Origin of the sequence: Streptomyces collinus Tu 365, assembly GCF_000444875.1 — a bacterium.
In the GTDB taxonomy this organism is placed as follows: domain Bacteria; phylum Actinomycetota; class Actinomycetes; order Streptomycetales; family Streptomycetaceae; genus Streptomyces; species Streptomyces collinus_A.
In genome coordinates this window covers 5,467,570-5,494,282 of record NC_021985.1, presented here as the reverse complement: position 1 = coordinate 5,494,282, position 26,713 = coordinate 5,467,570, and the positions used below count along the sequence as shown (strand labels likewise).

The following is a 26,713-nucleotide window of genomic DNA, read 5'->3' as shown; positions in this document are numbered from 1 at the left end:
CCGGCCGGGCCGACCGGGCCCGCGGGGGCGCCGCCCGGGGGCACGCGGGCGGGACGGACTGATCAGAAGAGGCTGAGCAGTGCCTCCGCCGGGTCCGTGAGGCCGTGCTCGCCGCCGGGCAGCGGGAGTTCGAACCAGACGGTCTTGCCGCGCGGGGTGCGGCGCGAGCCCCAGGCCGCGCTGAGCAGGCCGACCAGTTGCAGGCCCCGGCCGCCCTCGTCCGTGTCCCGGGCGCGCCGCCGGCGGGGCTGCACCAGGCCGGAGTCCCAGACCTCGCAGACCAGGGTGCGGTCCAGCAGCAGCCGCAGCCGTATCTCCCCCTCCCCGTACCGCAGCGCGTTGGTCACCAACTCGCTGACCAGCAACTCCGTGGTGTCGACGAGGGGTTCCAGGTCCCAGGCGACGAGCTGGGCGCGGGCGTACTCGCGCGCCCGGCCCACGCTGCGCGGCTCGCGCGGCAGCGTCCAGTCGCCGACGGACTCGGCGGGCAGGCCCTGGACCCGGGCCATCAGCAGGGCGATGTCGTCCTCGCCGTGGTGGGTGTCGAGGGTGCTGAGGACGTGGTCGCAGACGTCCTCCAGGGGGCGGGAGGGGTCGGTGAGCGCCCCCACGAACGCCTGGAGGCCCTCGTCCAGCGGGTGGTCGCGGGACTCGACCAGGCCGTCGGTGTAGAGGGCGAGCAGGGCGCCCTCCGGGAGTTCGACCTCGACCTCCTCGAAGGGCTCGCCGCCCACGCCCAGCGGCATCCCCGGCGGGACGTCGAGCATGAGGGCCGCCTCACCGGGTTCCACCAGGACCGGGGGCAGGTGGCCGGCGTTGGCGAACGTACATCGCCGGGTGACGGAGTCGTAGACGGCGTACACGCAGGTCGCCAGGTAGACCTCGGAGAGGTCGGCGTCGCGGGGCTGGCGGGCCGCGCGGGTGGCCTGCTGGACCCCGCCGGGTGTGCCGAGGCCGCGGGCGATCTCGTCCAGCGCGGAGAGCACCTCGGCGGGTTCGAGGTCGAGCAGGGCCAGCGTGCGTACGGCGGTGCGCAGTTCGCCCATGGCGACGGCGGCGCGCAGTCCCCGGCCCATGACGTCGCCCACCACCAGAGCGGTGCGGTGGCCGGGGAGTTCGATGACGTCGAACCAGTCGCCGCCGACCTCGGTGGCCGCGTTGCCGGGCAGGTAGCGGCAGGCGATGTCGAGGCCGGACGCCTCGGGGTCGCCGGGCGGGAGCAGGGACCGCTGCAGTATCAGCGCGCGTTCGTGCTCGCGGCGGTAGAGGCGGGCGTTGTCGATGCAGACGGCGGCGCGCGCGGCGAGTTCGACCGCGAGGTCGCGGTCGCGGTCGCCGAACGGCTCGCTGCCCTTGGTGCGGGAGAACCGCGCGAGTCCCACGACGGTGTCGTGGGCGACCATCGGCACGGCCAGCGTGGACTGCACGAGGCCGCCGTCCTCGGCGGGCACGTGCTGCGGCCGGGCGGTGCGCAGCGCGTCCGCGTACGGCGAGTTGAACGGGAAGTGGTGGACCGCGCCGACCTCGGCGCCGTCCCCGGTGCCGGTGAAGGGGGCGTCGGAGACGGCGCTCGCGAAGGCGACCCGGCGCAGTTCGGCGCTGCCGTCGGCGAGCCCGGGCGGGGCCTCGTCGCCGGCGAGCAGGCCCTGGTAGAGGTCGACGGTGGCGAGGTCGCAGAAGCCGGGGACCACCACGTCGAGGAGTTCGCGTGCCGTGGTCTCCAGGTCGAGCGAGTTCCCTATGCGGGCGCCGGCCTCGTTGAGCAGGGCGAGGTTGCGCCGGGCGGCCGCGGCCTCGCGGGCGGCGGCGCGGCGGGCGGTGATGTCGGTGCCGAGCCAGGCGATGCCGATGGGCCGCCCGGTGCCGCTGTGCACGCGGTAGAGGTTGACGGACCAGTGGCGGCGTTCGTCGGAGCCCGGGACGTAACCCGTGACGTGCATGTCGGTGATGGAGTCGCCGCTCTCCAGCACCCGGCGCAGGGTGGCCGAAACCCGATCCGCCTCGCCGCGGGCCAGGTAGTCGTGAACCCCCTTGCCCCGGTGGTCGTCCGGCGATCCGCCGAAGATGGAGGCGAAACGCATGTTGGCGCGGCGCACCCGAAGGTCGGCGTCGATCAGCAGGAAGCCGAACGGGGATTGGCCGAATATCGCCTGTGAGGCGGCGAGGTCGGTCTCGATGCTGCGCAGGGTGCGGACGTCCACGACGATGCAGACGGCGGCCTTCTCGCCCTCGGCGGTCCGGGTCGGCATGACGTAGACCTCGGCGAGCCCCTCCTCGCCGCGGCTGCCGTCCGGCTCGTCCGGCATCCGGAAGGGGACGACCCCGGTCCACTCCCGCCCGTCGAGGATCTCGGCCATCTTGCGCTGGCCGCGCTCGCGCAGGTCGGAGTCGACGAAGGCCTCGATCGGGTCCATCCCGACGGCGCGTTCGGCGGGGATGCCGAAGAGCTGCTCGGCGCGCAGGCTCCACTGGTCGACCAGGCCGCCGGGGTTGATGGAGAAGGAGGCGACCCGGATGTAGTCGTAGATCGAGCCGGGCGGACTGCTCTGCCACATGGCGTCGCCGGGTGCCAGGCCCGCTTCCGCGGCCTGGCTCCTCGCGCCGCCCGACGGGTCCTCGGACTCCGTGGCCTTCGCTGGTATCTCGCTCACGCGAACCGTCCCCTCCAGCTCACCGCGTCCGGCACCGGTCACCGGGGGCGGCTGCCCGCAGTATCCAGCACTACGGTGCCGCGCGACACGGTGTTCACGATCACAGGTCGGTCCAGGCGTTTTCCGGACCGGACCGCGACAACACTTCCAGTCTTCTAACCAGGGAACACGCCCTCGAACCACGCGCTCTCGTCCCGGTCCCGCGGCCGGGCCGCGGGGTGGACGGCGCGCGGTGGGCTGTACACCGGGTTCACCCGGGCAGCGCCAGTTCGAACCAGACGGTCTTTCCGGTGCCGCCGGGCCGGGTGCCCCAGCGCAGCGAGGAGCCCGCGACCAGTTGCAGGCCGCGCCCGTTCTCGTCCTCGGCCTGGGCGACGCGCTCGCGCGGCGGGTCGGGGAGCGGGTCGGAGACCTCGACCAGCAGGGCGCCCTCGCGCCCGGCCTCGCGGACCAGCCGTACGCCGATGGGCCCCGTGGCGTGCCGCAGGGAGTTCGTCACCAACTCGCTGACCAGCAGGGCGGCGAGGTCGGCGAGGCAGTCCAGGTGCCAGCCCTGCAACTGGCCGCGGACCGCGGCACGGGCGGTGCGCACGGCGCCCGGTTCCGCGGGAAAGGTCCACTCGGCGCAGTCGCCTTCGGTGTCGATCACGCCGATCACTTCCCAGGCCAGCAAGCCCACCCATGTCCGGTTTCGTGGGGTTAATGGGGACATACCCGGTATCCGGCGGGCCTTACCGCGTGTGCGGGCGCACTGTGGCACGAACGGCGTACCAAGCGCCCCGGGTGACCGGCGCGCACCCGGGCCGTCGGGGCCGGCCACCGGTGGTCGGCCGTCAGCCATCGGCAGTCGGCAGTCGGCAGTCGGCAGTCGGCAGTCGGCAGCTAGAGCCTGCCGTCGCCGGATGCCGCCGGGAAGCCGGCCAGTGCGCCGGCCTCGCGCACCGCGTCCACGTCCTGGTCCAGCCACGGCACGTCCCAGAGCTCGGCGGGGGTCAGCCAGCGCAGCCGGTCGTGGTCCTGGAGGGGGCGGGGGGCGGCGGAGCCGGGGCGCAGCCGGGCGGTCCACACCCGCAGGACGTAGGGCGGTCTCAGGGGCCACTCCCCCGGGACCCGCGCGACCGGTTCGGCGTCCACGCCGAGTTCCTCGCGCAGTTCGCGCACCAGGGCGTCCTCGGGCCGCTCGCCGGTCTCGACCTTGCCGCCGGGAAGTTCCCAGCGCCCGGCCAGCTCGGCGGGCGCGCTGCGGCGGGCGGCCAGCAGCCGGCCGTCGTCGAGCAGGGCGGCACCCACCACCAGGATCCGTTCGGTCATGGGGCGGAGCCTACGTGAGGGCGCCGGTGGTCAGTTGTGGGCGCCGTCCCCGTTCTGGCCGATGCGCTCGACCCAGTAGAGCTGCTTGTGGCCACGGTCGTCGAGGCTGTCGGCGATCTTCTGGGCCTCGGCCCGGGTCGCGTACCGTCCCACGCGGTAGCGATTGCCGTTGTCGTCCTGCCGTATCACGATCCAGGGCAGGGAGACCGTGCCCTCACTCATCGCCCCCACCGTTCCTTCTCGCACCGCCCCGCCCTCCCCCACACTCGGCGGCACTCGCGCGGGTCGAGAACCCACCGCGAGGGGACGAGCGCTCCGTCCCGGGCACCCGCCGTGCCCCGCCCAAGGAAACCGCAGTCCGCATATGCCCGAGCGTACGCCCTACCTTCACTCAGCGAACACGCCTTTTCACAAAGAGGTACGCAACCAGCCAGAACCCAGGGGGCGCACGATGCCGAACGCGCCGTCCGCCCCGCCGGTGTCGTGCGCCGGACACGTTGCGGGCAGAGCCCGGGCCACCTGGGAGAACGGCCGGATTGCAGCGGGCGTCCGGCGGGCGCGGCCCGGTCGCACTACGGGCACGCGCGCCCCAGGGCGTGCCGGGGTGTGCGCTACTTCACGGGCAGGTGGTACGCCACCCGGTAGCGGTCGGCCGGGATCACGACGTCGGCGGTCTCCACGGGGCGGCCGGAGGCGTAGTAGGTGCGCTGGACGACGATCACCACGTGCCCGGGGACACCGCCCAGGACGTTCAGCTCCTCGGCCAAGCCGGGGCGGGCGCCGACCTCCTCGGTGACGTTGTCCACGATGACGTCGATGGCGCGCATGCGCTCGACGACGCCCATGCCCCCGAGCGGGCCTTCCTCGGGCAGCATCACGGGGGTGCGGCCGGTGACGGTGAGGGGTTCCCAGGAGGTGGAGAGCATCATCGGCTCCCCCGCCTCCCGGAAGAGGTACTTGGTGCGCATGACCCGCTGGCCCGGCTCGATGGCGAGCCGGTCGGCGATGGCGGCGCCGGCCTCGGCCTGCTCGCTGCTCGACTCCCAGCTGCCGCGCACCGAGGCGTCCGCCTGCTCCTGCCGGAACGGCGTGGCACCGCCGGAGGGGCGGAAACCGGAGCGGGCCACGCGCCGGGGCACCGGCCGCTCGCGCACATAGGTCCCCGAGCCGGAGCGGCCCTCGACCAGCCCCTCGGCCATGAGCACCTTGCGGGCCTCCAGCGCGACGGTGTCCGAGACGCCGTACTCCTCGCGGATGCGGGCCTGTGAGGGGAGCCGGGTGTGGGGCGGAAGCGAACCGTCGACGATCTTCTTGCGGAGATCACCCGCGACACGCAGATACGCCGGCTGCTCACCGAAAGTCACTGGCCGCTCCCATCAGGTTGTACAGACAGCAACAGCGTGGCAACCGTGGGTTGATCCGTGCAAGCAAAGGCCAGAGAATCACTCGATGTGATGACATCGTGCCGGGGAGGGCTTTACCCAGGCACTTTCTCCCCGCTATGGCGGCGATCACACCTCCGTGGCCGCGACGCCCGGGGCGTCCGTGCCGCCCGGGCCGTCGGGGGCCTCCGGGGCGGCGCCGCCCTCGCCGCGTTCCGCCGAGGGCGGGGTGGCCGCCAGGCCCAGGGCCGTGCGCGCGGGGACGGCCGCCTTCGGATCGAGCAGTCCGAGGCCGGCGTCGTAGTGCTCGTGGAAGGCGTCCGCGTCCTTCGCCCGCGCGGCCTTCGTCCACTCGGCGCGCGCCCGGTCCGTGGCGGCCGCGAGGGACCGGACCGGACCGCGGGCGCCGTCCGGCCAGGTACGGCTGCGCAGCAGCCGGGCCTGCCGGTCGAGCGCGGCCGACATCCGGCCCGCCCACGCCCTGTGGCCCGGCAGGTCGTCCTCGACGTGCACGGCGTCCGGGGCCGTGGCCAGGGCCGTGTCGGGGAGGTGGACGGCCTTCAGATAGGCGACCTGGTCGGCGTCGAGGACGGTCTCGTCGTTGCGCAGCGAGCCGGTGAGGTCGGCGCCCTCGGTGACGTTGCCGAACAGGCAGGTGACCTCCCGGTCCCCGGCCGACCAGCTCTCCTCGGTGGGCGTCAGGTAGTACACGTCGACGTCGTCGGGCAGCGCCCAGCCGTCCATCGCGTAGCCGTCCCGCAGGCCGTAGCAGCGTGCGCCGGCGGTGTCGCCGACCGACTCGTCGCCCGGGTAGTCCCCGGCCCGCAGCCGGAACGAGGCGAACACCTCGCCGTCGTGCCCGCCCGAGCACGGCACCACGTCCACGTCACGCGTCTCCCCGGCCAGCCGCCCGCCGGGCGCGTCGAAGCACTCGCCCTTCTCCAGGGTGACGCTCGCGCCGCCGCGGGCGCCCTCCTTGACACCCTGCCAGAAGGCGGAGGCGCCGCCCGTGGCGAGCAGCAGCCCGCACAGCACGAGCCCGATCGCGGACAGCACCGTCCCGCCGACCGCGAGCCCCGTGCCGCGCTCGCCCCGCCGCCGGATCTGCCGCAGCGCGAGCGGCCCGAGCACCAGCCCCACGCCCGGCACGCAGCACAGCACGCCGAACACCAGGGAGGCGATGGCGAGGCCGTTGACCGGGGCCGGCCGGTTGTACGGGCTGTACCCCTGCGTCCACGGCCGGTACGGCTGCCCGTAGGGCGCCTGCGGGCCGTACGCGCCCTGCGGGTACGGCGGGGGCGGCTGGTGCTCGGGGCCTGGAGGCGGGGGTATGGACACCGGTGAACGTGCTCCTGGGTGGGGCGGCGCCAGCACGGAACCGGCGGCCACCGCCGACCGGACTGACGTACGACTGCGCGCATGGTAAGCGGGGCACGTACGGGGACGGAATGGGAACGGAACGAGGGCGGGCGCTGGGCCTGAGCGGGAGCGGGGCAGCGGACCCGGCGCGGAGCACCGCCCCGCGGGCCGGCGCGGGCTCGCTGCCGGGCTGACGGTGAGGGGCGGTGGGGGCGCGGTTCCCGAGGGCGGTAAGCGGCTCACCGGACGCCGGGTGGCGGGTGGCGGGTGGCGGGTGGCGGGTGGCGGGTGGCGGCAGGAACGGCGGGCCGGCAGGGGGTGGCGCCGGTGTCCCGCGTCACCGCGACGGGACACCGGTCGTAGGGCGGAGTGTCAGGCCCGCCCGCTCCCCGCTGCCGCGCCGGCCGTGCCGAGGGCGCCTGCCAGGGGACGGGTTCCGGTGGGCGGCACGGTCAGGGGGGCCGTGCGCGGGCGGGCCAGGGACAGGTAGGCGGACACGGGCAGGGCGACCGACAGGTCGAGGCGGGCCGCGTTGAAGTAGATGCGGTCATGGACCAGCAGAGCGGGGTCCACGACCAGGTCGAGGTCCGGGCGGAACGTGAACGGCACGACGCAGCCGCTCACGCAGCCCGACAGGCTTTCGGCCACCTCGCGCGCGGCGAAGGCGGCGTCCGTGCCGCCGTACAGCTCCCGCACCCGGGACATGTCCAGGCGGCGGTCACCGGGTACGACGGCCAGGACGTAACGGCGGCTGCGGCGGCCGGTACCCACCCGCACCACCAGGCACTTGGCCGCCTGGTCGAGGGGGTGGCCGCGCAGTCCGGATGCGAGGTCGGTACGGCCCTCGGGCGCGTGCCGGATCAGACGGTACGGGGCTCGGGCGTCGTCCAGCAGCGACAACAGGCGTTGGGAGGTGTCCGGTTGCAGGTCGAGGTCGCGCGACACGGTGAGGCCTCTCTGTGAAGGGCGGGCGGCGCTCACACCGTGACCGGGCTGCCTATATTTCTCCGCTGCGCCCCCCGTACGCCCCCGCGCCGCACGACACCGTCCCGTGGGCGATAACCCGCCAATAACGCGCCTCTCTACCTTCGGAAACCGTAGAGATGGCTGGCCGCACCAGAAGGGGGTGGTGTCCCATGGAGTTCCGGGTCCTTGGGCCAGTGGAGGCGTGGCGAGGGGGTGAGCGGGTCGCCCTCTCCGGTTCGAAGATGCACACGGTGCTGGCGACCATGCTGCTCGCCCAGGAGCGGGTGGTGTCGGACAGCAGGCTGAGCGCGCTGCTGTGGGGGTGGGAGCCGCCGGCGACGGCGAGCGCGCAGATCTACACCTACATGTCGCGGCTGCGCAAGCAGCTCGGCGCGGAGGTCGAGATCGTCCGGCGGCCGCCGGGGTACGTGCTGCGCGCGCCCGGTTCCGTCACCGACCTGGTGGAGTTCCGCAGGCTGGAGCGCGACGGACGGCGTGCGCTCGCCGAGCGCCGCTTCGAGGAGGCCGCCGACCTGCTGCGCGAGGCGCTCGGGCAGTGGCGGGGGGCCGCGCTGGCGAACGTCACCGAGCACATGCTGGACGCCGAGCCGGCACCGCTCGACGAGGAGCGGATGCTGGCCCTGGAGTCCCGTATCGAGGCCGACCTGGAGCTCGGCCGGCACGAGCAGGTCATGGCCGAACTGACGGCGCTGGTCGCCGAGTTCCCGGTGCGCGAGCGGCTGCGCGCCCAGCTGATGACGGCGCTGTACCGCTGCGGGCGGCAGGCCGACGCGCTGCACACCTACTACGAGGGCCGCAAGGTGCTGGCCGACCAGCTCGGCATCGACCCCGGCGAGGCGCTGGGCTCGACGTACCAGGCCGTGCTGGGCGGCGAGCTGGGGCTCGGGCCGCGGCGCGGCGCGCAGCCCGGGGTACGGCCGGTGCCGTCGATGCTGCCCGCCACGGACGGCGAACTGGTCGGCCGGGAGCGCGAGCTCGAGGCGCTGCGGGGGCGTCTCGGCCACGGCGGCGGCGCGCCGCGGCGGATCCTGGTGACCGGCATGGCCGGTCTCGGCAAGACGGCGCTGGCGGTACGGGCCGCGGCCGAGAGCGGCGGGCTCTTCCCCGACGGGCTGCTCTTCGCCGAGCTGTGCGGCCTGGACGGCGCTCCACGGGCCCCGCGCGCGGTGCTCGCCCAGTTGCTGCGGGCCCTCGGCGAGAGCGACCACGCGCTGCCCGCCGGCGACCTCGACGAGCTGGTACGGCTGTACCGGGCCCGTACGGCCGAACGGCGGCTGCTGCTGGTGCTCGACAACGTCAGCGGCGACCGGCAGCTCACCCCGCTGTTGCCGGCCGGCGACTCGGCCGTGCTGATCACCAGCCGGAGCCGGCTGGCGCGGGTGCCCGGCGGGGACACGCTGGCGCTGCCGCTGCTGGACGACGGTGCGGCGCTGGAGCTGCTCGCCGCCCGGGCGGGCCGGCAGCGCCTGGTCGACGACCCGGACGCGGCCGACGACCTGGTGGCGTACTGCGGGGGCCTGCCGCTCGCGCTGTCCATCGCCGGTGCCCGGCTGGCCGCCCGCCCGCACTGGACGGCGGCCCGGCTGGCGGCCCGGCTGGCCGACCCGGCCGCGCGCCTCGCCGAACTCTCCTTCGGCGACCTGGACCTGAGCCGGGTGCTGCGTTCCTCGGTCGAGCCGCTGCCGCCCGCCGTGCACGACGTGCTGGCCGGGCTCGCGGACCCGTACCTGGGCGACGAGCCGTTCTGCGCCAGGCGGGCGGGAGAGCGGCTGGGCCTGACCGAGGACGCGGCGGAGAACGCCCTGGAGGCGCTGGTCGACACCGCGCTGCTCGACCTGTCGGGACTGGACGACCTGGGGCGTCCGCTGTACCGGTGCCACGAGCTGGTGCGCCTGCTGGCGGCCACGCTCGACTCCTCGGACCTGCCGTCCGTCGGCGCGGGCCGGTGAGCCGGCCGTGCCCGCCCGTACCCCTTGCCCCCCGCCCCGGACGGAGCCGGCCCGCCGGCCGTCCGGGACGGACGGGCGACGGGCCGGGCGGGGCACGGGCGCGAAGGCGGTGCCGGGGTCGGGTCCGGGGTCGGGTTCGGGTTCGGGTTCGGGTTCGGGTTCGGCGAGGGTGACGCCGTCGGTGACGGGGGCGAGGACGGTAGCGGGATCGGTGCCGGGGGCGGTGCCGGGGGCCAGGTCGGCGGCGGTGACTGAGGCAGGGTCTGTGCCGGTGACTGCGGCGGAGCCGGTGGCGCCGGTGTCACCAGGAACCGCGGGCGCGGGTGTAGTCCTGACGGGCGGGGGCGATGATCTCCTGGGCCACCGCCCAGGCGTCGGAGACCACGCGTTCGCGCGGGGGTCGCGGGGATCGGGCGACGGCCTGCGCGGCGACCGCCCAGACGGCGGCGACGGCGGCGGTCGCGCGGACGTCCGTGGTGGGCCGGGCGGGGCGGATGCCGTTGCCGCAGACCTCGAGGCGCAGGCCGAGCGCGGCCGCCGTGGCCTCGCGCACACCGCGGGCGACCCGGTCGTCGGGGTGGGCGAACACCTCGGGCGACAGCGGGTGTTCGTAGACCTGACGGACCCAGGTGCCGATCCGCAGCCGCTCGCGGGCCTCCCAGCCGCCGGGCGCGGAGGGACCGGGGTCGATGCCGTCGACGGCCTCGGCGAGGGTCTCGAAGTAGGCGGTCAGCTCGCGCGCCGTCAGCGGCGCCGCGGGAGCGGGGACGGTGCGGGTGGTCATGGCGGTCATGGTGGGCCGCTTCCTTTCCTGGTCGGTGGGTCGGCGCGGATGCCGGGTGCGGGTGCTCAGACCGGCGGGTGCAGGTGCACCGCGCCGCGGGCGGCCGGCCCCGCCGGGCGGGCCAGGGCGACCGCGAGGCGGTCGGACAGCCGCAGGTCCTGCACGGTCCAGGCGGTGGCACGGCCGTCGGCGACGTGGGTGACGCGGACCGGGCCGGTCCGCTCCGGAAGGGTCTCCAGGCGGCCGAGTTCGGTGCCGGCCAGGCCCACCCCGACGGCCTTGACCACGGCCTCCTTGCGCGTCCACACCTTGTGGAACGCACGTTGCCGTTCCGTGTCGGTCCCGAGCGCGCGCAGATGGCCGCGTTCGGCGGTGGTGAGCACGGTGTCGGACAGCAGTGCCTCCCGCACCGGCCGCAGCGCCTCCGCGTCGACACCTATGGCGGTGCCGGCGCCGACGGCGAAGACGCCCCAGCCGGCCGTCCGGCTCAGGCTGATCGCGAGCGGCACGGCCGGGCGCAGCACCTGCGGCGGACCGTGGCCGTCCGAGCCGCAGCCCGGGCAGCGCCGGCGGCCCAGGTCGACGTCGGCGGCGGTGGTGCCGAGGAGCCGGCCGAGTGCGCGCCGGGCACCGGCCCGGGTGTGCACGAACTCGGCCGCGTCCCGCTCGGAGAGCATGCCGAGCGCACGCCGGAACTCCCCGGTGGCCAGCAGCCGCAGGTCGGCCGGGTCGACCCGGCCGGGTGAGCGCCACCACCACACGTGCGCCTCCCCGCGGGCGATGAGCCGGTCCACCTCGGGGAACACTGTTTCCTCGCCTCTTTGACGCATCGGCCACCACTCTCGCGTTTCCTGGAGACGCCGGACGGAACCGTCCGGACTTTTCGCCGGACTTCTGCGGGGCCAGGTTCCGCCCGCCCGCTATTTCCCCCCTATACGGCGTTGACGGCCCTTTTCCATAGGGTCGCGATAGGCGCTGCGCGGAAACTTTTCCGAGCAATGCAGTCGACCTGAGGACAACGCTGTGACGCAGATAGAGATTCTGGCTCCGGCCGCGGAAAGCACGGTGACCGCACATGAACTCACCGCGGCGGAGCAGACCGGACTGATCGCGCTGGCCGGCCGGCTGACCGGCCCGCGGCACCCGCTCATCGACTCACCGGACTGGCTGGCCGCGGCCCGCGAGGCGACCTCGCTGCTGCCCCGGCGGCTGCTCGGGACGCTGCGCGCGTTCCGCCACGACCCGGGTCCGGACGGGGTGTTGCTGCTGCGCGGCGTGCCGGTGACGGCCGGCGAACCGCTGCGGCCGACACCGGGCGTGCCGAATTCCGTCGAGCATGTGCCGACCGCGGCGGCCGCCGCCATCGTCTCGGTGATGCTGCAACTCGGCGAGGTCGTCGCGTTCCGGAACGAGAAGAGCGGTGCCCTGGTGCAGAACGTGGTGCCCGTTCCCGGAAAGGAGGATTCACAGAGCAATGCCGGTTCGGTGCTGCTCGAACTGCATGTGGAGAACGCCTTCCACGACAACCGTCCCGATTACGTGGGCCTTCTGTGCATGCGCGAGGACCCGACGGGCGACGCCAAGCTGTGCACGTCGTCGATCCGCCGGGCGCTGCCGCTGCTGACCGGGCCGACGCGGCGCGTGCTGGGCGAGCCGCGGTTCCTGACCGAGCCGCCGCCCTCGTTCGGGGCCCTGGGCGGGGTGCGGTCGGCGCACCCGGTGCTGCTGGGCGACCTGGACGACCCCAACGTGCTGGTGGACTTCGCCGCCACGCACCCGCTGGACGAGCAGGCCGAGGAGGCGATGGCGGAGCTGCGCGAGGCGTTCGTGGCGACGATGGCCGCGCACCGGCTGCGGGTCGGTGACCTCGCCGTGGTCGACAACCGGGTGGCGGTGCACGGCCGTACCTCCTTCACCCCGCGCTACGACGGTGAGGACCGCTGGCTGGAGCGGGTCTACGCCCACCTGGACAACCGGCGCAGCCGGGTGGACCGGCTGCACGGCGGCGCCGTGCTCAACTGAGATACGGATCCTGACCGGTTGAAGGGCCGGCCCCCACGAGGGGCCGGCCCTTCAGGCGTTCCCACCGGTCACTGCCGGGCGCCGATGACGTCCGCCGGCCGCCCGGTCAGCGCCAGCCGGCCCGGGATCACGGTGGCCAGCAGGGCCAGCACACCGCCGAAGCCGAGGACGGCGAGGTAGGTCAGCGGGGCCACGGAGGGTGCCGCCGCGCCGGTCATGCCGATGCTGAACGCGGTGAGCACGGCGTAGGCGATGCCGGTGCCGAGGGCGGCGGCGACGAGGACGACGATCCCGGCCTCGATTCGCAGCATGCCCATGACCTGGCGCCGGGTGGTGCCGACCAGCCGCAGCAGGGCGAACTCGCGCAGCCGGTCGGAGACCGACATGGCGAGCGTGTTGACGACGGCGATCGCGGTGAACGCGATGATCAGGCCCATGGCGACGTAGTTGACCTCGGCGTTGTTCTGCTGCACCTCGGCCTGGAGGTCCTCGACCTGGGCGCGGTCGAGCACGCCCACGCCGGGGAAGTGCCCGACGGCCTTCTGCAGCTGCTCGCGTCCGGCCTTGCCGTCACCGCTGGTGCGCACCAGGACGGAGGAGGCGAGCGGGTTGTCGACGTGCCGGGCGACCAGCGCGTGGCTCATGGTCAGGTCGCCGAAGCCGAGGCCGCGGGCGTAGACGGCGGCGACCTTCAGGTTGACGACGGTCCCGTCGCCGAGGGTCACCTTCATGGTGTCGCCGGGCTTCTTGCCGAGGTGGTCGGCGGCGACCTCGCTGACCGCCACGCTGCCGTCGCCGAAGCCGTTCAGTGTGCCCTTGGTGACGTCCGGGTCCCAGGTCTCGCGTAGCCCCTGGGCGGAGAGTCCCTGCGCCGGGTACTTGTCGAGCCCGATGCGCACGGAGGTCCGGACGACCTCGGTGACGGCGGTGACGCCGGGGGTCTGCCGCAGCGCGGCGGTCGCCTGTTCCGGCACACCGGGTCCGGCCGAGGCCACCACCCAGTCCGCCTTGTTGCCGTCGCGGGCCTGGGCGGTCGCGGCGTCGCCCATCGTGGTCTGGACGAAGAACACCGTGCAGGCCATGCCGATCAGCAGCGCCAGCGGGGTGATGGCGGAGGCCATCCGCTTGGTGTTGGCGCGGACGTTGGCGGTGGCGAGGTGGCCGGCCACCCGTGAGGCGCGCAGCGGCACCCCGAGCAGGGCGACGGCGACACGGGCGATGAGCGGGCCGAGCAGCGACACCGCGACCGCGAGCACCACGACCGTCAGGAAGGTCACGGGGGTGGAGGCGGGTTCGGTGTCGAGCACGCTGAGCACCACGAGCAGCACGATGCCGCCGGCCAGCGTGAGGATGCCGGACAGGGTGCGGCCCCAGGCGAAGCCGGGCCGCTCGACCGCGGACTCGGCGAGCGCCTCGGCGGGCCGGATGCGGGCGGTGCGCCGGGCGGAGATGCGGGCCGCGGCCCACGCGCCGAGCAGGGCGGCTCCCACGGCGGCGAAGAAGGGGAAGACGCTGAAGGTCACCTGGAGGGTGTCCGGGATCGCCTTGAAGTCGACGAACTTGGCGTGCAGCCAGTACGCGATGGGCAGGCCCAGCACGGAGCCGGTGACGCCGGCGAGCAGGCCGACGATGAGTGCCTCCCGGCCGATCAGCTGGCGGATCTGCTTGGGGGTGGCGGCGATGGCGCGCAGCAGCGCCAGCTCCCGGTAGCGCTGCTGGATGGAGAGCGCGAAGGTGCCGACGACGACGAGGATGGCCACGAGCAGCGAGGTGCCGCCGATGGCTCCGCCCATGGACACGAGCTTGATCCGGGCCTTGGCGGCGTCCAGGAACTCGACCGGGCCGCGGTCGCCGCCGGTGGCCACCTGGGCGGTGGTGCCGCTGAGCGCCTTGCGCACCTGGTCGGCGAGCTGTCCGTCCGAGACGCCCTGCTTGGGCAGCACGCCGATCGCGGAGACCTGTCCGTCGTGGCCGGAGAGCCGGGTGGCCTCGTCGGCGGAGAAGAACAGCGAGGTCTGCTGCGTCAGGTCGCCGTCGGCCGGGGCCGCGATGCCGGACACGGTGTAGGCGCGCGGGGCGTCGGTGGACTGCACGGTGAGCTTGGCGCCGGGCTTCAGGCCGGTGCGGGAGGCGAGTTCGCGGTCCACGACGACGTCGCCGGCGGCGCTGGGCGCGTGTCCGGCGACGAGCTTGAACGGGGTGAGGGCGGCCGAGGTCCAGGCGTGCCCGTAGGAGGGCTTGCCGTCGACGCCGGGGACGACCTGCCCCTGCGGGCTCACCGCGTAGGCGGGAAAGGTCAGTTCGGGCACGACGGACCGGGCGCCGGGCACGGAGCGGAGCTTGTCGACCGTGTCGGCGGGCAGCCACACGCGTTCGGCGAGCGGCTTGGCCTTGTGCTTGACCTTGGTCTTGCCCTTCTTGTGCTTGACCGTGGTCTGGTGGACGTTCTGGTCGCCGCCGACGACGACCGGGGCGCCGGAGTACCGCTCGGTGCCGATGGTGCCGCGCAGGCCGGTCTCCAGCAGGATGCCGCACGCGGTGACCAGCGCGGCGGCGCACATCAGCGCGAGGAACGCGCCGATGAAGCCGCCCTTGCGGGCCTTGAGGGTCTGGAAGGCGTAGCGCAGCATCAGGCCCACGCTCCCAGGTGTGTCATCCGGTCGGCGACGCGCTCGGCGGTCGGGGCGTGCATGCGGTCGGCGATGCGTCCGTCGGCCAGGAACAGCACGGTGTCGGCGTAGGACGCGGCGACCGGGTCGTGGGTGACCATGACGACGGTCTGGCCGGTCTCGTCGACGCAGTTGCGCAGCAGGGAGAGGATCTCCTTGGCGGTGACGGTGTCGAGGGCGCCGGTGGGCTCGTCGCCGAAGATGACGTCGGGACGGGTGATCAGGGCGCGGGCGATCGCCACGCGCTGCTGCTGGCCGCCGGAGAGTTCGGCGGGGCGGTGCGACGCGCGTCCACCGAGGCCGACGCGCACCAGGATCTCCTCGAGCCACTGCGCGTCCAGGCGGGAGCCGGACAGGCGCAGCGGAAGCTCCACGTTCTGCCGGACGGACAGGGCGGGTACGAGGTTGAACGCCTGGAAGACGAAGCCGATGCGCTCGCGGCGCAGCTTGGTCAGCTGGGTCTCGTTCATCCCGCCGAGTTCGGTCTCGCCGATGTAGGCACGGCCGGACGACGGCTTGTCCAGGCCGGCCGCGCAGTGCAGGAAGGTCGACTTGCCGGAGCCGGACGGCCCCATGACGGCGGTGAAGGAGCCGCGGGCGATGTCCACGGTGACCCCGTCGAGGGCCCGGACACCGCGGCCGCCGCGGCCGTAGACCTTGGTGACCTCCTCCAGTCGCAGCGCGGCTTGGTTCCGGGCTCCCGTGCCGCCGCGCGGCTGGGTGTTGGTCCTCTCGGTCCTCATGTGTGACCAGTCCTCTCCATCCATCGTCGTGGGGGTCGTCAGCGACCTCCGCCGGCTGCGGAGGAGCATCGGGACGAACGTGGCCGGGCGATCTATATCGGGGCTATGGTCCCGGAGGCGAGCGGGAGTCGGCGGACGATTTTCGGCCGGGGCGCGGGCGGGCAGCGCTCGGGATGAACGTTTCGCCTGTACCGGGCCGCCTGTCACCTGCCCATCTGTCGAGCCTGGTTGACGCCGCTCGGCTCCCTGACGGGTTCCGCCGGACGGGAGTGGGAGGGCAGGCACCCTGTTTCCGGGAGACGGATCCGCCCACCGGACGGACGCGCCGGGCTGGGCGGACCGAGGGTGGGCACCGGCGAACTACGCGGAGCGGTTGCGGAGGTGGCGAACGGCGAGGGTGGCCGCGGTCGCCGTGAGGCAGAGGGCGTAGGAGGCGACGACCCAGGGGGCGGGGGCGCGGCCGGCGGTGAGGCCGTGGACCACGGCGGCGAGCCAGCCGGCGTACGAGGCGCCGTGCAGGACGCGGAAGGGGCGGATCCAGCGGCGGGTGGCGAAGACGCCGCGCCAGACGCCGGTGGCGACCGCGAGGAGGAAGAGGTAGCAGGCCAGGGTGCCGAGGCCGACCAGCGCGTCGCCGCTCCCCCAGCCGAGCGCCGCGGCCCCCGCGGCGACCCGGCCGCCGGCGACCTTGACGCCGATGTGCAGGAGCAGGAACCCGACGCCGAGCACGCCCAGGGCCCGGTGCAGGTGCTGGGCCGCGGTCCGGGCCCTGGGCGGCAGCAGCCCGCGCAGCGCCGTCGCGAGCCCCACCATCACGGCCAGCGACAGCGCGACGAGCGCCACCACCCCGGCCATCCGGTCGAGGAACCCGCGCAGCGCCCCGCCCACGAGACCACCGCCCACGAGCACCCCCGCGGCGACGACCACTCCGGCCACCACCGCACCGGGCCGCGGCGGAGGCGTGTGCGGCGGCCCCCTCCTGACCGGCGGCGGCACCACGACCGCTCCCCCACCGACCGCCGTCGGCGCGTTTGGGCCGGCGCCGGTGCCGGGGCAGTCGGCGGGCGTGATCACGGCCACCGCCGGCCGCACGGCCGCACCGGTGCGGGACGCCCCACCCGCCGCAGGCGCTGCCCCGGCCGGGGCCCCCGTCCGGGTGCGGACGCCGGCCGCCGTCGGTCCCGGCTCGGTCACGGTCGCCGCACGCCCCTCCGGCCCCTCGCCGGCCGGCCCGGTCCCGGGCACCCTCGCCGTCGTCGGCGTGGCCGTTCCGGCGCGGGCGGTGGTCGGCGTCGTAGGGGCCGGGCCGGACGCGGTCACCGTCGCCGGACGCCGTTGGGCTTCCGCGCCGGGCACCCTCGCCGTCGTCGGCGTGGCCGTTCCGGCGCGGGTGGCGGTCGGCGTCGTGGGGGTCGGGACGGACGCGGGCGCCGTCGCCGGCCGCCGTTGGGCTTCCGCGCCGGGCGCCCTGGCCATCGTCGGCGTGGCCGTTCCGGTGCGGGCGGTGGTCGGCGTCGTAGGGGCCGGGCCGGACGCGGTCACCGTTGCCGGCCGCCGTTGTGGTCCTGCGCCGGGCGTTTTGGCCGTCGTCGGCTCGGCCGGTCCGGTGCGGGTGGTGGTCGGTGTCGCGGGGGCCGGGACGGACGCGGGTGCCGTCGCCGGTCGCCGTTGTGGTCCTGCGCCGGGCGTTTTGGCCGTCGTGGGCTCGGCCGGTCCGGTGCGGGTGGTGGTCGGGGTCGTGGGGGCGGGGGTGAGGGTGCCGTGGGTGGGTCGGGGCATGGGGGCTCCCTGGCTGGATGGGCCGGATGTGAGGCGGTCCCCGGCCCCCGCCGGGGAGGGCCGGGGGCCGGGGACCGCGTCTCCCGGTGACCGAGGGGGGATCGGTACCGGGGGTCTGGCGGGCTCCGCGCCGGAGGGGGTGCGCGGAGCCCTGGTCGGTCAGGCCGGGGCGTTCAGGCGGACCGGGCCCAGCGGCACCGCCGTCGACGGGCGGGCCAGGGACGCCGACCACGGGCCGTTCAGGTCCAGGTCCTCCACGTGCCAGGTCGTCGTACGGCCTTCGTGGACGTGGGTCACGGTCAGCGGGCCCTCCTGCCCGGGACCGACGTCCAGGGTGTTCAGCGGCATGCCCAGCAGACCGAGGCCCACCGCCTTCACCACCGCCTCCTTGCGGGTCCACGCCCGGTGGAAGAGGGCCGTGCGGGACGGCCCGTCGGGCAGCGACAGGATCCGCTCGGCCTCGTCCGGCGTCAGCACGAGCTGGGCCAGCGCCTCCGACTCCATCGGGCGGTACGCCTCCACGTCCACCCCCACCCAGTCGCCCGCCCGGACCGCCAGCACCCCGCACCCGTCGGTGCGCGAGAGGCTGATGGCCAGCGGGACCGGGGGCCGGACCACGGCGGGCGGCCCGTGGTCCGCGTCGCCGCAGCCGGGGCAGATGCGCCGGCCGAAGCGCACGGTGTGGGCCGGCACGCCCAGCAGCCCGGCCACCGCGCGCCGCGCGCCCGCGCGGGTGGTCGTGAACGCGGCCGCGTCCCGTGGCGCGTGGAAGCGCCGCATGCGCGCCCGTTCCTGTTCGTCCAGCAGCACGAAGTCCGCCGGATCCGTCGCCTCGCCGAGCGGCCACCACCACACGTGGGTCTCGCCGCTGCGCCGCAGCCGCTCCACCACCGCGCGTGCCGTGTCGGGTACGTACACCTCACCGACGTCCGCCGCGTGGTCGATGTGCGCGTCGGCCTGGGCCGGTCGCGTAGCCATCCGTCCTCCTCTCTCCTCGTCACGGCCGGTCTCAGGCCAGTCCGTTGAGGCGCAGGATCAGATCCTTGACCTCGGTGGCGTGGTAGCGGTCCCGTTCCTGGGCCGGGTCCGAGCACAGCAGCAGCGGCCCGTCCCGGTCGTCGGAGGGCAGCCGTCCGTGGCTGCCCCTGACCAGGCCGGGGTCGAGCGGCACCACGGTCAGCGGTGCGCGCATCCCGGCCTTCTTGCGCAGCACGGTCCACGCCGCCTTGGCCTTCACCGCCGGGATCGACGGGTCGAAGAACAGCTCGGCGGGGTCGTAGCCCGGCTTGCGGTGGATCTCGACGCCCCGCGCGAAGTCCGGTGCGCGGTCGTCGTCGAGCCAGTAGTAGTAGGTGAACCAGGCGTCCGGCTCCGACACGAGGACCAGTTCGCCCGCGTTGGGGTGGTCGATGCCGTAGGCCGCCTGCTCGGTGCGGTCCCAGATCTCGTCGACGCCCTCCACCGCCTTCAGCACGTCCCGCACCCGCGGGACGTCGGCGGGGTCGGCGACGTACACGTGCGCGGCCTGGTGGTCGGCGACGGCGAACGCCCGGGAGGTGTGCGGGTCGAGGTACTCCATGCCGCGCTGGGTGTACACCTCCAGCAGTCCCGCGCGGCGCAGCGCGCGGTTGACGTCCACGGGCCGGCTCACCGGGCTGATGCCGTACTCGCTGAGCGCCACCACCGTGGTGCCCCGCTCGCGCAGGTCCGCGAGCAGCGGGGCGAGCGCGGCGTCCGTCTCGCGGGCGGCGCGGACCGCCTGCGGGCTGTCGGGGCCGTAGCGCTGGAGGTCGTAGTCCAGGTGCGGCACGTAGACGAAGGTCAGGTCGGGGCGCCGGCGGTCGACGACGTAGCGCGCCGCGCCCGCGATCCACCGGGTGGAGGCGATCGAGGCCGTGGGGCCCCAGTACTGGAACAGCGGGAACTCGCCCTGTGCCGCCGTGAGTTCGTCGCGCAGGCCGGCGGGCACGGTGTAGCAGTCCGGGGCCTTGCGGCCGTCGTGGTGGTAGACCGGCCGCGGGGTGAGGACCGTGTCCACGTCCGCGCCCATCGCCCACCACCAGCACAGGTAGGCGGTGGAGTGGCCGGGGTCGCGGCGGCGGGCCGCCTGCCAGACCTTCTCGCCCCGCACCAGCGCGTTGTGCTGGCGCCACATCATGACCTCGCCGTGGTCGCGGTGGTACCAGCCGTTGGCCACCGCCCCGTGCTCGCTCGGCCGCAGCCCGGTGGTCAGGGTGGCCTGCACGGTGGCGGTGACGGCGGGGAACACCGTGTCCAGCGGGGCGCTGAAGCCCTGTTCGCCGACCGCCCGCACGTGCGGCATGTGCTCCAGCAGCCGCGGGGTGAGGCCGACCGTGCACAGCACCGCCGTGCTCGTCGTCGTGCGACCGCCGCTCATGACGTCTCCTGCCGCAGTCCGAGGCCCAGCAACTCGTCGCGCAGCCAGGTCAGTTCCGCGGCCAGGCCGTGGGCGAGGGTGTCCTCGCGGTGGCCGGGCAGCACGGACCAGGTGTAGGTCTCGACCTCGATGTGGTCGGTGACCGCCCGCTCCCCGCCCAGCAGGGCGGCGAGGGTCTCGCGGAGCAGCGGCCGGGTGCTCGCCAGCGGCGGGCTCGGGTCCTCGTGCAGGGGCACGTGGTAGTGGATGCGCCAGGGCCGGTCGCCGGGCAGCGCGCCGGAGAGCGCGGGCCCCAGGTCGTCGGTGCCGAGCAGCCGGCCGCCCGGGGACGGCTCGCGGGTCTGGTGCAGGAAGCGGGGTTCGGCGAAGTCCGCGAGCAGTTCCCGTACGGCCGGGTCGGCGGGGTCGGCGACCTCCAGCGCGGTGGCCGCCTGGAGCTTGACCACCGGGATGCCGGCCTCGCGCAGCCGGCCCAGCACCTCGACCGGGTCCTCGTGGGCGACGGCGAGGTGGCAGGCGTCCAGGCACAGGCCGATCCACTCGGAGTCGGTGCCGGCCAGCGCGTCGACGGCCTGGTCGGTGCGCTCCACGACGCAGCCGGGCTCCGGCTCGACACCGACCCGGATGGTGCGGCCGGTGTCGGCGGCGATCTGCTTCAGCCCCTCGGCGAGCGCGTCGAGCTGGCGGGCGGCCATGGCGCGCTGGGCAGACGTCCACACGGTGCGCCAGGCCAGCGGCAGGGTGGAGATGGAGCCGCGGGCCCCCTCCGGCAGCAGCCCGGCCAGCACCCGGGCGAGGTCGAGGGTGTACTCCAGGCGGGCCGGTTCCGACCAGTCCGGGTAGTACACGGCACGCTTGACGACCCGGGCGTGGAAGCCGCGGTACGGGAAGCCGTTGAGGGTGACCGTCTCCAGGCCGCGCGCGGTCAGTTCGCGGCGCAGCCGGGCCACGGCCGCCGGGTCGGCGGCGAGCCGGCCCGCGGTCTCGGCGGGCAGCCACAGGCCGACGCCGATCCGCTCGGCGCCGGCCGCGACCCGCACCGGTTCGGCGTAGGCGGCGAGCTGGCCGATGATGCCGTCGAGCGTCTCGGCGGGGTGCACGTTGGTGCAGTACGCCAGGTGGACGGTGCTGCCGTCGGGGTGTCGCACACGCATGACCGCTCCTCAGCTCCCGCCGCGGGCGATGGAGTTGCCCGCGAACAGGCCCGCCGCCTGGGTGTCGTTGTAGCCGTCGAGGCCGAGCCGGCCGGACTGGCCGTAGAACGCGACCGGGTTGCGCCACAGCACGCGGTCCACGTCGTCCTCGTCGAACCCGGCGGCGAGCATGGCCTCGGCGGTGGCCCGGGTGAGCAGCGGGTCGCTGTGCCCCCAGTCGGCGGCCGAGTTGACCAGCATGCGCTCGGTGCCGTGCCGCTTCAGGATGGCGACCATGCGCTCGGGGGTCATCTTGGTGTCGGGGTAGATGGAGAAGCCCATCCAGCAGCCGCTGCCGGCCACCTCGTCGACGGTGACCTCGTTGAGGTGGTCCAGGACCACGTGCGCGGGGTCGATGCCGGACTCGCGCACGACGTCCAGGGAGCGGCGGGTGCCGCCGGCCTTGTCGCGGTGCGGGGTGTGCACGAGCGCGGGCAGGCCGAACTCGACGGCGAGGGCGAGCTGGGCCGCGAAGGCGTGGTCCTCGGCCTCGGTGACGGTGTCGTAGCCGATCTCGCCGACGGCGACCACGCCGTCCTTGGCGAGGTAGCGGGGCAGCCGGTCGAGGACGGGCGTGCAGCGCGGGTCGTTGGCCTCCTTCGGGTTGAGCCCGATGGTGCAGTAGTGGTGGATGCCGAACTGGGCGGCGCGGTACGGCTCCCAGCCCAGCAGGGAGTCGAAGTAGTCGGTGAAGCTGGCCGGGGAGGTGCGCGGCTGGCCGAGCCAGAACGCGGGCTCAACCAGGGCACGGACGCCCGCGGCGTGCATCGCCTTGTAGTCGTCCGTCGTCCGGGACGTCATGTGGATGTGAGGGTCGAAGATGCGCATGGCCGGGGGCTTTCCGCTCGGGGGTGGGTTCGGGTTCGGTCAGTGCTCGGGGGTGGCGACCAGCCAGAGGTCGGCGGGCACGGTGCGGGAGGCGGCGCGCCGCTCGGCGGCGAACCCCAGGGCCATGCGGGCCAGTTCGGCGTCGGCGCGGTCGCGCAGGCCGGCGACCGTACGCAGCGGGATGCCGGTGAACAGGCACTTCAGGACGGCCTGGCGCCAGCGGTACTGGTCCAGGTGGGTACGGGCGTAGGGGCCGAGGGCGGCCGCGATGAGCCGGGTGTCGTTGGTGCGCAGGGCGTCGTCGGTGAGGGGCAGGCCGGCGGCGCCGATCGCGAGGAACGGCAGGGCGCGCAGGACGCCGCGGCGCTCGGCGGCGTCGCCGTCCCCGTAGCGGGCCGCGGCCTCGGCCGCCAGTTCCTCGCCCTGGAGCGGGAGCCGGGTGAGCAGCAGGGTGCGGACGCCGTCCTCCACGTGCCAGTCGGCCCAGCCGGGCAGGGGGCCGCGGCCGTAGTGGCGGCCGGCGGCGGGGAAGCGGGCGTCGAGGGCGGCGGGGCCCTGTGTCGCGACCGCGGCGAGGTCCTGGGCCAGCCGGGTGCGCTGGGCTTCCCCCAGGACGGAGACGAGGGACTCCCTGAGGGTGCGGGCGGTCAGGGCGTCGTGGACGGTCGCCGGGGCGTGGGTGAGCGTGGGCGCGGTCATACGGGGGCCACCTCCATCGGGACGGTTGCGGAGCGGTGCGCGGACACCCGGGCTCGGGCCGGTCGTGCGTCTGCGCCCGCGGTGGGCGGGGCCGGGAGCGCGGTGGCGGTGCGGTGCAGGAACTCGATGCTGTCGCGGGCCGTCGCCGTGGCGGCGTGGCTGTGCCGGGGCAGTTCCACCGAGACCAGGCCGGTGTAGCGGGCGTCGCGCAGGGCCTCAAGGACCGGCGGGAAGTCGATCTCGCCCGCGCCGAACGGCAGGTGCTCGTGCACCCCGCGCCGCATGTCCTCGATCTGCACGTGGGCCAGCCGGTCGGCGGCCAACTCCACGCACCGCGCCTCCGGCCACGGCTCCAGGCAGCGGCAGTGCCCGATGTCGAGGGTGAGCCGGAACCGGTCGTGGCCGCCGAGGGAACGCAGCAGCCTGCGGTATCCGGCGAGGTCCTCGACGAGCATGCCGGGCTCGGGTTCGAAGGCCAGGTCGACGCCGGCCCGGTCGGCCTCGTCGAGCGCCTGCGCGCAGCCCTCCTCCAGGCGCTGCCACGCCTGCTCCGGGGTGGTGCCGGGGTCCGGCGTGCCGCTCCAGAAGTGGACGGCCTCCGCCTCGAGTTCGGCGCCGATACGGATGGCGCGGCGCAGCAGGTCGACGCGTGCGGCGCGGCCTTCCGGCTCGGCGCAGACCAGGGTGGGCCGGTGCTTGCGCAGCGGGTCGAGGAGGTAGCGCGCGCCGGTCTCCACGACCACGGCGAGGCCGGTGCGGCGCAGGTCGCGGGCGACGCGGCGGACGCGGGGCGCGAGGCCGCGGGCGTAGGGGTCGAGGTGCTGGTGGTCCAGGGTCAGGGCCACCCCGTCGTAGCCGAGGTGGGTGAGGACGGAGAGGGCGTCGGTGAGGCGGTGGTCGGCGAAGCCGTTGGTGCCGTAGCCGAAGCGGAGACCCGCGGCGCTCATGTCGGGGACACCTTCCTGGCGAGCCGGGCCGCCTGCGGGAGCCCGGCGGCGAGCGCCACGGCGAGCCGCGGGGCTCCGGCGCGGGCCACGAGGGCCGCCTGGAGGGGCAGCAGCGCGTGGATGCCGGCGCCGACGGCGGTCCGGACCCGGGCCGGGTCACCCGGGTGGCGCAGGGCGGCCCACTGGGGGCGGGCGCAGGACGTCGCGTAGAGGACGGCGGCGAGGACGGGCACGGCGAGGCGGGGGTCCGCCAGGGCGCCCGGCGCGGTGAGCCGGCCGGTACGGGCCGCGGTCACCGCGCCGCTCGCGGCGAGCGCGGTCGCCGCGGTGACGGCGAGGGCGAGCAGGGGCTCGCGGCCGGCCTCACCGGTCACCTCGTGCCGGCTGAGTCGGGTGACTCCCCAGGTGTGCAGGCCGGCGGTGGCCGCCGCGCCGAGCGCGGGCGCGGCCGGGCCGGTGCCCGTGCCGTGCAGCACGTCGAGGGCGCGGGCCGCCGCCATGGCCGCGGGGCCGAGGGGAGTCCGTTTCAGACCGAGGTCGTACGCCCAGACGGCGGCCGCCAGCGGCAGTGTGCGGCGCAGCAGGACCCGCCGTCCGCCGGCCAGCGCGCCCAGGCCGAGGCCCGCGGCGGTGAGCCCGGCGGCGATGCCGAACGCGGCGGCGGCGGGGATCCGGCCCGACGGCACCGGCCGCTCCGGGCGTTCCTCGGCGTCCTCCTCGCGGTCCGCCCAGTCGTTGAGCGCCATGCCCGCCCAGTACAGGCTGACGGAGGAGGCGACGAGCAGCAGCGTCCGCCCGCCGGCGGGGCGCCCCGCGGCCAGCGCGCCGGCGAGCACGTCACCGGGCACGGTGAGCGCGGCGGGCGCCCGCACCAGCTCGGCGACGTCCCGGGCCCGGCGGCGCAGGACCAGGGAGCGGGGACGGTATCCGGTGTCGTAGGGGCGGTTCCGGCGGGTGCCGGTCCCGGCGGAGCTGTCGGCGCGGGACTCGGAGGCGCGGGCGCCGGCGGAGGCGCCGGCGGCGGGAGCGTCGGTGCCGGCCGAACCCTCGGCGGCGGACCCGAGGACGGCCGTGCCGCTACCGGCGCGACCGTCGGCGCCGAGCGCGGAGGCGGCCACCCCGCCGTTCCCGGCGGGGGCGGCCGTGGGCCGCGCCGAACCGGCGCCGGGCGCACGGACGGGGTCGCCGGCCGGGGGCCGCGCGCCCCCGGCGGGGGCGGCCGTGGGCCGCGCCGGACCGGCGCCGGGCGCACGGACGGGGTCGCCGGCCGGGGGCCGCGCGCCGCCGCGGGCCGCGCGGAACGCGCTGCCGGCCGCACGCGCCGCCTCCCGGCAGGCGAAGGCCGTCTCCCGGGCCGCCCGGGCCAGGGAGCTCAGGCGGCGGCCCGGCTCGCGGGGCGAGGATGCGGCGGCCGAGGAGACCGGGGCGGACGCGGGGGAAGCGTCGGCCGTCACGGACGCGGAAGCGGATGTGGCGGCGGAGGCGTCCAAGGAGGTGGCGGAGGCGGCCGGGGCTGAGGTGACGGAGGCGTCGGCAGCCGGGACGGACGTGGTGGACGCGGCGGAGGCGTCCGGAGCGGAGGTGACGATGACGTCGGCGGCCGCCACGGACGTCGTGGAGGCGTGCGACGCGGCGCTGGCGGAACCGTCGGCGGTGGACGGCAGCGGCCGTCCCGTGGCGCCGGCGGTGGCCCCGGCCGCGCCGGGCGCCGTCACCGCGCCGGCCCGGGGCCGCCCCACGGCGGCCGCGGCCGGTGCGCCCGCCGGCGTCCGCCCCACGGTCGTGCTCGGGCCGCTCATCGCGCCCCCTCGGGCAACGGCGCGCGGGCGGGGGTCGCGGCCCACGCGGTGAGGTGGGCGTGCTGCAGGGTCAGGTTGTGCTCGGTGGAGGCCACCGGGTCCTTGAAGAAGAAGCCGAGGGCGGGCAGCGCGCCGCTCTCGCCGCGGCGCCGGGCCAGGGCGGCGAACCGGACCAGGTCGAGGACCAGGGGCGCGGCGAGCGCCGAGTCGCAGCCCTGCCAGGTGAACTGCAGGGACATGCGCACCCCGAGGAAGCCCTCGAAGGAGATGTGGTCCCAGGCGGTCTTCCACTCGCCCATCTCGGGCACGTTGTCGATGTGCACCTGGCCCTCGACGGCGTGCCCGACGGTCTCCTCCAGGGCGCGCTGCTTGGACTCGGTCTTGCTGCGTGCGGCCGCCGGGTCGGCGAGGGTCGCCCCGTCGCCGCCGCCGAGCAGGTTGGTGCCGGACCAGGAGCGGACGCGCAGCGCGCGCTGCGCGAACATCGGCGCGAGGGCGCTCTTGACCAGCGTCTCGCCGGTCTTGCCGTCGCGTCCCGCGTGCGGCACCCCGCGCAGCCGGGCCAGCTCCTCCAGCGCGGGCAGCGCGGCGCCTGCGGACGGGGTGAAGTTGACGTAGGCGCAGCCGGCGTGGAAGGCGGCGTACGCGTACAGGGAGCTGGGCGGCAGCAGGGTGGTGCTGGTCGCCAGCGCCTTGTCGAGGTCGGCGAGGCCGAGGAAGGCGGGATCGGGCTCGGGCAGCGCCTCGGTGGAGGAGACGTTGACGACGACGACCTGCTCCAGGCCGTGCCGGGCGCGGAAGTCCGCGATGTCGGCGGCGAGCCGGCGGGCGGTGGTGTACTGCGGTTCGCCCTGGCGCGGGGAGCCGTCGCGGATCTCGCGGTCGGCCGCCTCCAGTGCGGGCCGTACGGCGGCGACGACGCGGGCGGGCAGCACGCCCGCGTCGGCAAGGTGGCCGGCCCTCGCCGGCAGCGGCACACCGACGATGTCGTGGCCGCCGAACACGAGGTCGGCGAGGGCCGGCAGGGACGCGTCACGGAAGACGGGGGATTCGGTGACGCATCCGGTCGCGGGGGCCAGATCAGCGGCGATCGCGGCCGTGCCGGCGACCACGGTGGTCGCGACGGAGCCACGGGCGCCGACCAGCCAGACGCCGACGCGGGGGGAGGTTCCGGTGGTGCGGTCAGTGTCCTGCATGGTGATCCAGCCTCCAG

The 26,713-nt window shown here is 75.4% G+C and carries 22 protein-coding genes; 2 read left to right on the top strand and 20 right to left on the bottom strand.

Features of this window, described 5'->3' with window-relative positions:
* Nucleotides 1–62 precede the first annotated feature (62 nt).
* From B446_RS24025 to B446_RS23995, 7 genes are all read right to left on the bottom strand, one after another.
* Nucleotides 63–2,651 (bottom strand): SpoIIE family protein phosphatase, encoded by a 2,589-nt coding sequence (locus B446_RS24025; RefSeq protein ID WP_020942027.1) that lies wholly within the window; start codon nucleotides 2,649–2,651, stop codon nucleotides 63–65.
* 250 nt (nucleotides 2,652–2,901) lie between these two features.
* Complete coding sequence (locus tag B446_RS24020; RefSeq protein WP_020942026.1) at nucleotides 2,902–3,330, bottom strand: ATP-binding protein; 429 nt, start codon at nucleotides 3,328–3,330, stop codon at nucleotides 2,902–2,904.
* A 203-nt stretch (nucleotides 3,331–3,533) separates the two neighbouring features.
* A complete protein-coding gene (locus B446_RS24015; RefSeq protein ID WP_020942025.1) occupies nucleotides 3,534–3,962 on the bottom strand; it encodes a (deoxy)nucleoside triphosphate pyrophosphohydrolase in 429 nt (142 codons plus the stop codon).
* A 30-nt stretch (nucleotides 3,963–3,992) separates the two neighbouring features.
* Entirely contained in the window at nucleotides 3,993–4,184 is a 192-nt protein-coding gene (locus B446_RS24010) for an SPOR domain-containing protein (protein WP_020942024.1), read from the bottom strand.
* 389 nt (nucleotides 4,185–4,573) lie between these two features.
* Nucleotides 4,574–5,326: a GntR family transcriptional regulator gene (locus tag B446_RS24005; protein ID WP_020942023.1), complete on the bottom strand. Its 753-nt coding sequence runs from the start codon at nucleotides 5,324–5,326 to the stop codon at nucleotides 4,574–4,576.
* Between the two features lie 147 nt (nucleotides 5,327–5,473).
* Nucleotides 5,474–6,682 carry a DUF4190 domain-containing protein gene (locus tag B446_RS24000; protein WP_020942022.1) on the bottom strand — a complete coding sequence of 403 codons (1,209 nt, stop codon included), beginning with the start codon at nucleotides 6,680–6,682 and terminating at the stop codon, nucleotides 5,474–5,476.
* Nucleotides 6,683–7,075: 393 nt separating this feature from the next.
* On the bottom strand, nucleotides 7,076–7,648 hold the full coding sequence (locus tag B446_RS23995) for a YbaK/EbsC family protein (RefSeq protein WP_020942021.1): 573 nt from the start codon (nucleotides 7,646–7,648) through the stop codon (nucleotides 7,076–7,078).
* Nucleotides 7,649–7,839: 191 nt separating this feature from the next.
* Between B446_RS23995 and B446_RS23990 the strand changes: the two genes are divergently transcribed.
* Nucleotides 7,840–9,639: an AfsR/SARP family transcriptional regulator gene (locus tag B446_RS23990; protein WP_043476357.1), complete on the top strand. Its 1,800-nt coding sequence runs from the start codon at nucleotides 7,840–7,842 to the stop codon at nucleotides 9,637–9,639.
* Between the two features lie 301 nt (nucleotides 9,640–9,940).
* Here the strand turns inward: B446_RS23990 and B446_RS23980 are convergent, their stop codons facing one another.
* Both B446_RS23980 and B446_RS23975 read right to left on the bottom strand, forming a co-directional pair.
* A complete protein-coding gene (locus tag B446_RS23980; protein ID WP_020942018.1) occupies nucleotides 9,941–10,432 on the bottom strand; it encodes a hypothetical protein in 492 nt (163 codons plus the stop codon).
* A gap of 56 nt (nucleotides 10,433–10,488) precedes the next feature.
* Entirely contained in the window at nucleotides 10,489–11,253 is a 765-nt protein-coding gene (locus B446_RS23975) for a 4'-phosphopantetheinyl transferase family protein (RefSeq protein ID WP_052352181.1), read from the bottom strand.
* 193 nt (nucleotides 11,254–11,446) lie between these two features.
* Between B446_RS23975 and B446_RS23970 the strand changes: the two genes are divergently transcribed.
* Nucleotides 11,447–12,445, top strand: coding sequence for a TauD/TfdA family dioxygenase (locus B446_RS23970; RefSeq protein WP_020942016.1), 999 nt, complete (start codon nucleotides 11,447–11,449; stop codon nucleotides 12,443–12,445).
* Between the two features lie 68 nt (nucleotides 12,446–12,513).
* Here B446_RS23970 and B446_RS23965 read toward each other — a convergent pair whose 3' ends face one another.
* From B446_RS23965 to B446_RS23910, 11 genes are all read right to left on the bottom strand, one after another.
* Nucleotides 12,514–15,075: an FtsX-like permease family protein gene (locus B446_RS23965; RefSeq protein ID WP_234967961.1), complete on the bottom strand. Its 2,562-nt coding sequence runs from the start codon at nucleotides 15,073–15,075 to the stop codon at nucleotides 12,514–12,516.
* Entirely contained in the window at nucleotides 15,075–15,857 is a 783-nt protein-coding gene (locus B446_RS23960) for an ABC transporter ATP-binding protein (protein ID WP_020942014.1), read from the bottom strand. The genes B446_RS23965 and B446_RS23960 overlap by 1 nt, the downstream gene beginning before the upstream one ends.
* A 360-nt stretch (nucleotides 15,858–16,217) precedes the next feature.
* Nucleotides 16,218–16,793 (bottom strand): hypothetical protein, encoded by a 576-nt coding sequence (locus B446_RS23955; protein ID WP_148305742.1) that lies wholly within the window; start codon nucleotides 16,791–16,793, stop codon nucleotides 16,218–16,220.
* A gap of 1,002 nt (nucleotides 16,794–17,795) precedes the next feature.
* On the bottom strand, nucleotides 17,796–18,614 hold the full coding sequence (locus B446_RS23950) for a 4'-phosphopantetheinyl transferase family protein (protein ID WP_020942012.1): 819 nt from the start codon (nucleotides 18,612–18,614) through the stop codon (nucleotides 17,796–17,798).
* A 31-nt stretch (nucleotides 18,615–18,645) separates the two neighbouring features.
* Nucleotides 18,646–20,034, bottom strand: a complete 1,389-nt coding sequence (locus B446_RS23945; RefSeq protein ID WP_020942011.1) for an alkaline phosphatase family protein — start codon at nucleotides 20,032–20,034, stop codon at nucleotides 18,646–18,648.
* Nucleotides 20,031–21,188, bottom strand: coding sequence for a metabolite traffic protein EboE (eboE, locus tag B446_RS23940; protein WP_020942010.1), 1,158 nt, complete (start codon nucleotides 21,186–21,188; stop codon nucleotides 20,031–20,033). The genes B446_RS23945 and eboE overlap by 4 nt, the downstream gene beginning before the upstream one ends.
* A gap of 9 nt (nucleotides 21,189–21,197) precedes the next feature.
* Nucleotides 21,198–22,055: a TatD family hydrolase gene (locus B446_RS23935; RefSeq protein WP_020942009.1), complete on the bottom strand. Its 858-nt coding sequence runs from the start codon at nucleotides 22,053–22,055 to the stop codon at nucleotides 21,198–21,200.
* 39 nt (nucleotides 22,056–22,094) lie between these two features.
* Nucleotides 22,095–22,754, bottom strand: a complete 660-nt coding sequence (locus tag B446_RS23930; protein ID WP_020942008.1) for an EboA domain-containing protein — start codon at nucleotides 22,752–22,754, stop codon at nucleotides 22,095–22,097.
* A complete protein-coding gene (locus tag B446_RS23925) occupies nucleotides 22,751–23,701 on the bottom strand; it encodes a sugar phosphate isomerase/epimerase family protein (protein ID WP_020942007.1) in 951 nt (316 codons plus the stop codon). The genes B446_RS23930 and B446_RS23925 overlap by 4 nt, the downstream gene beginning before the upstream one ends.
* Nucleotides 23,698–25,500, bottom strand: a complete 1,803-nt coding sequence (locus tag B446_RS40800) for an SCO3242 family prenyltransferase (protein ID WP_268825392.1) — start codon at nucleotides 25,498–25,500, stop codon at nucleotides 23,698–23,700. Before B446_RS40800 ends, B446_RS23925 begins: the two co-directional genes overlap by 4 nt.
* Complete coding sequence (locus tag B446_RS23910) at nucleotides 25,497–26,696, bottom strand: inositol-3-phosphate synthase (RefSeq protein WP_020942005.1); 1,200 nt, start codon at nucleotides 26,694–26,696, stop codon at nucleotides 25,497–25,499. Before B446_RS23910 ends, B446_RS40800 begins: the two co-directional genes overlap by 4 nt.
* Nucleotides 26,697–26,713: the final 17 nt, after the last annotated feature.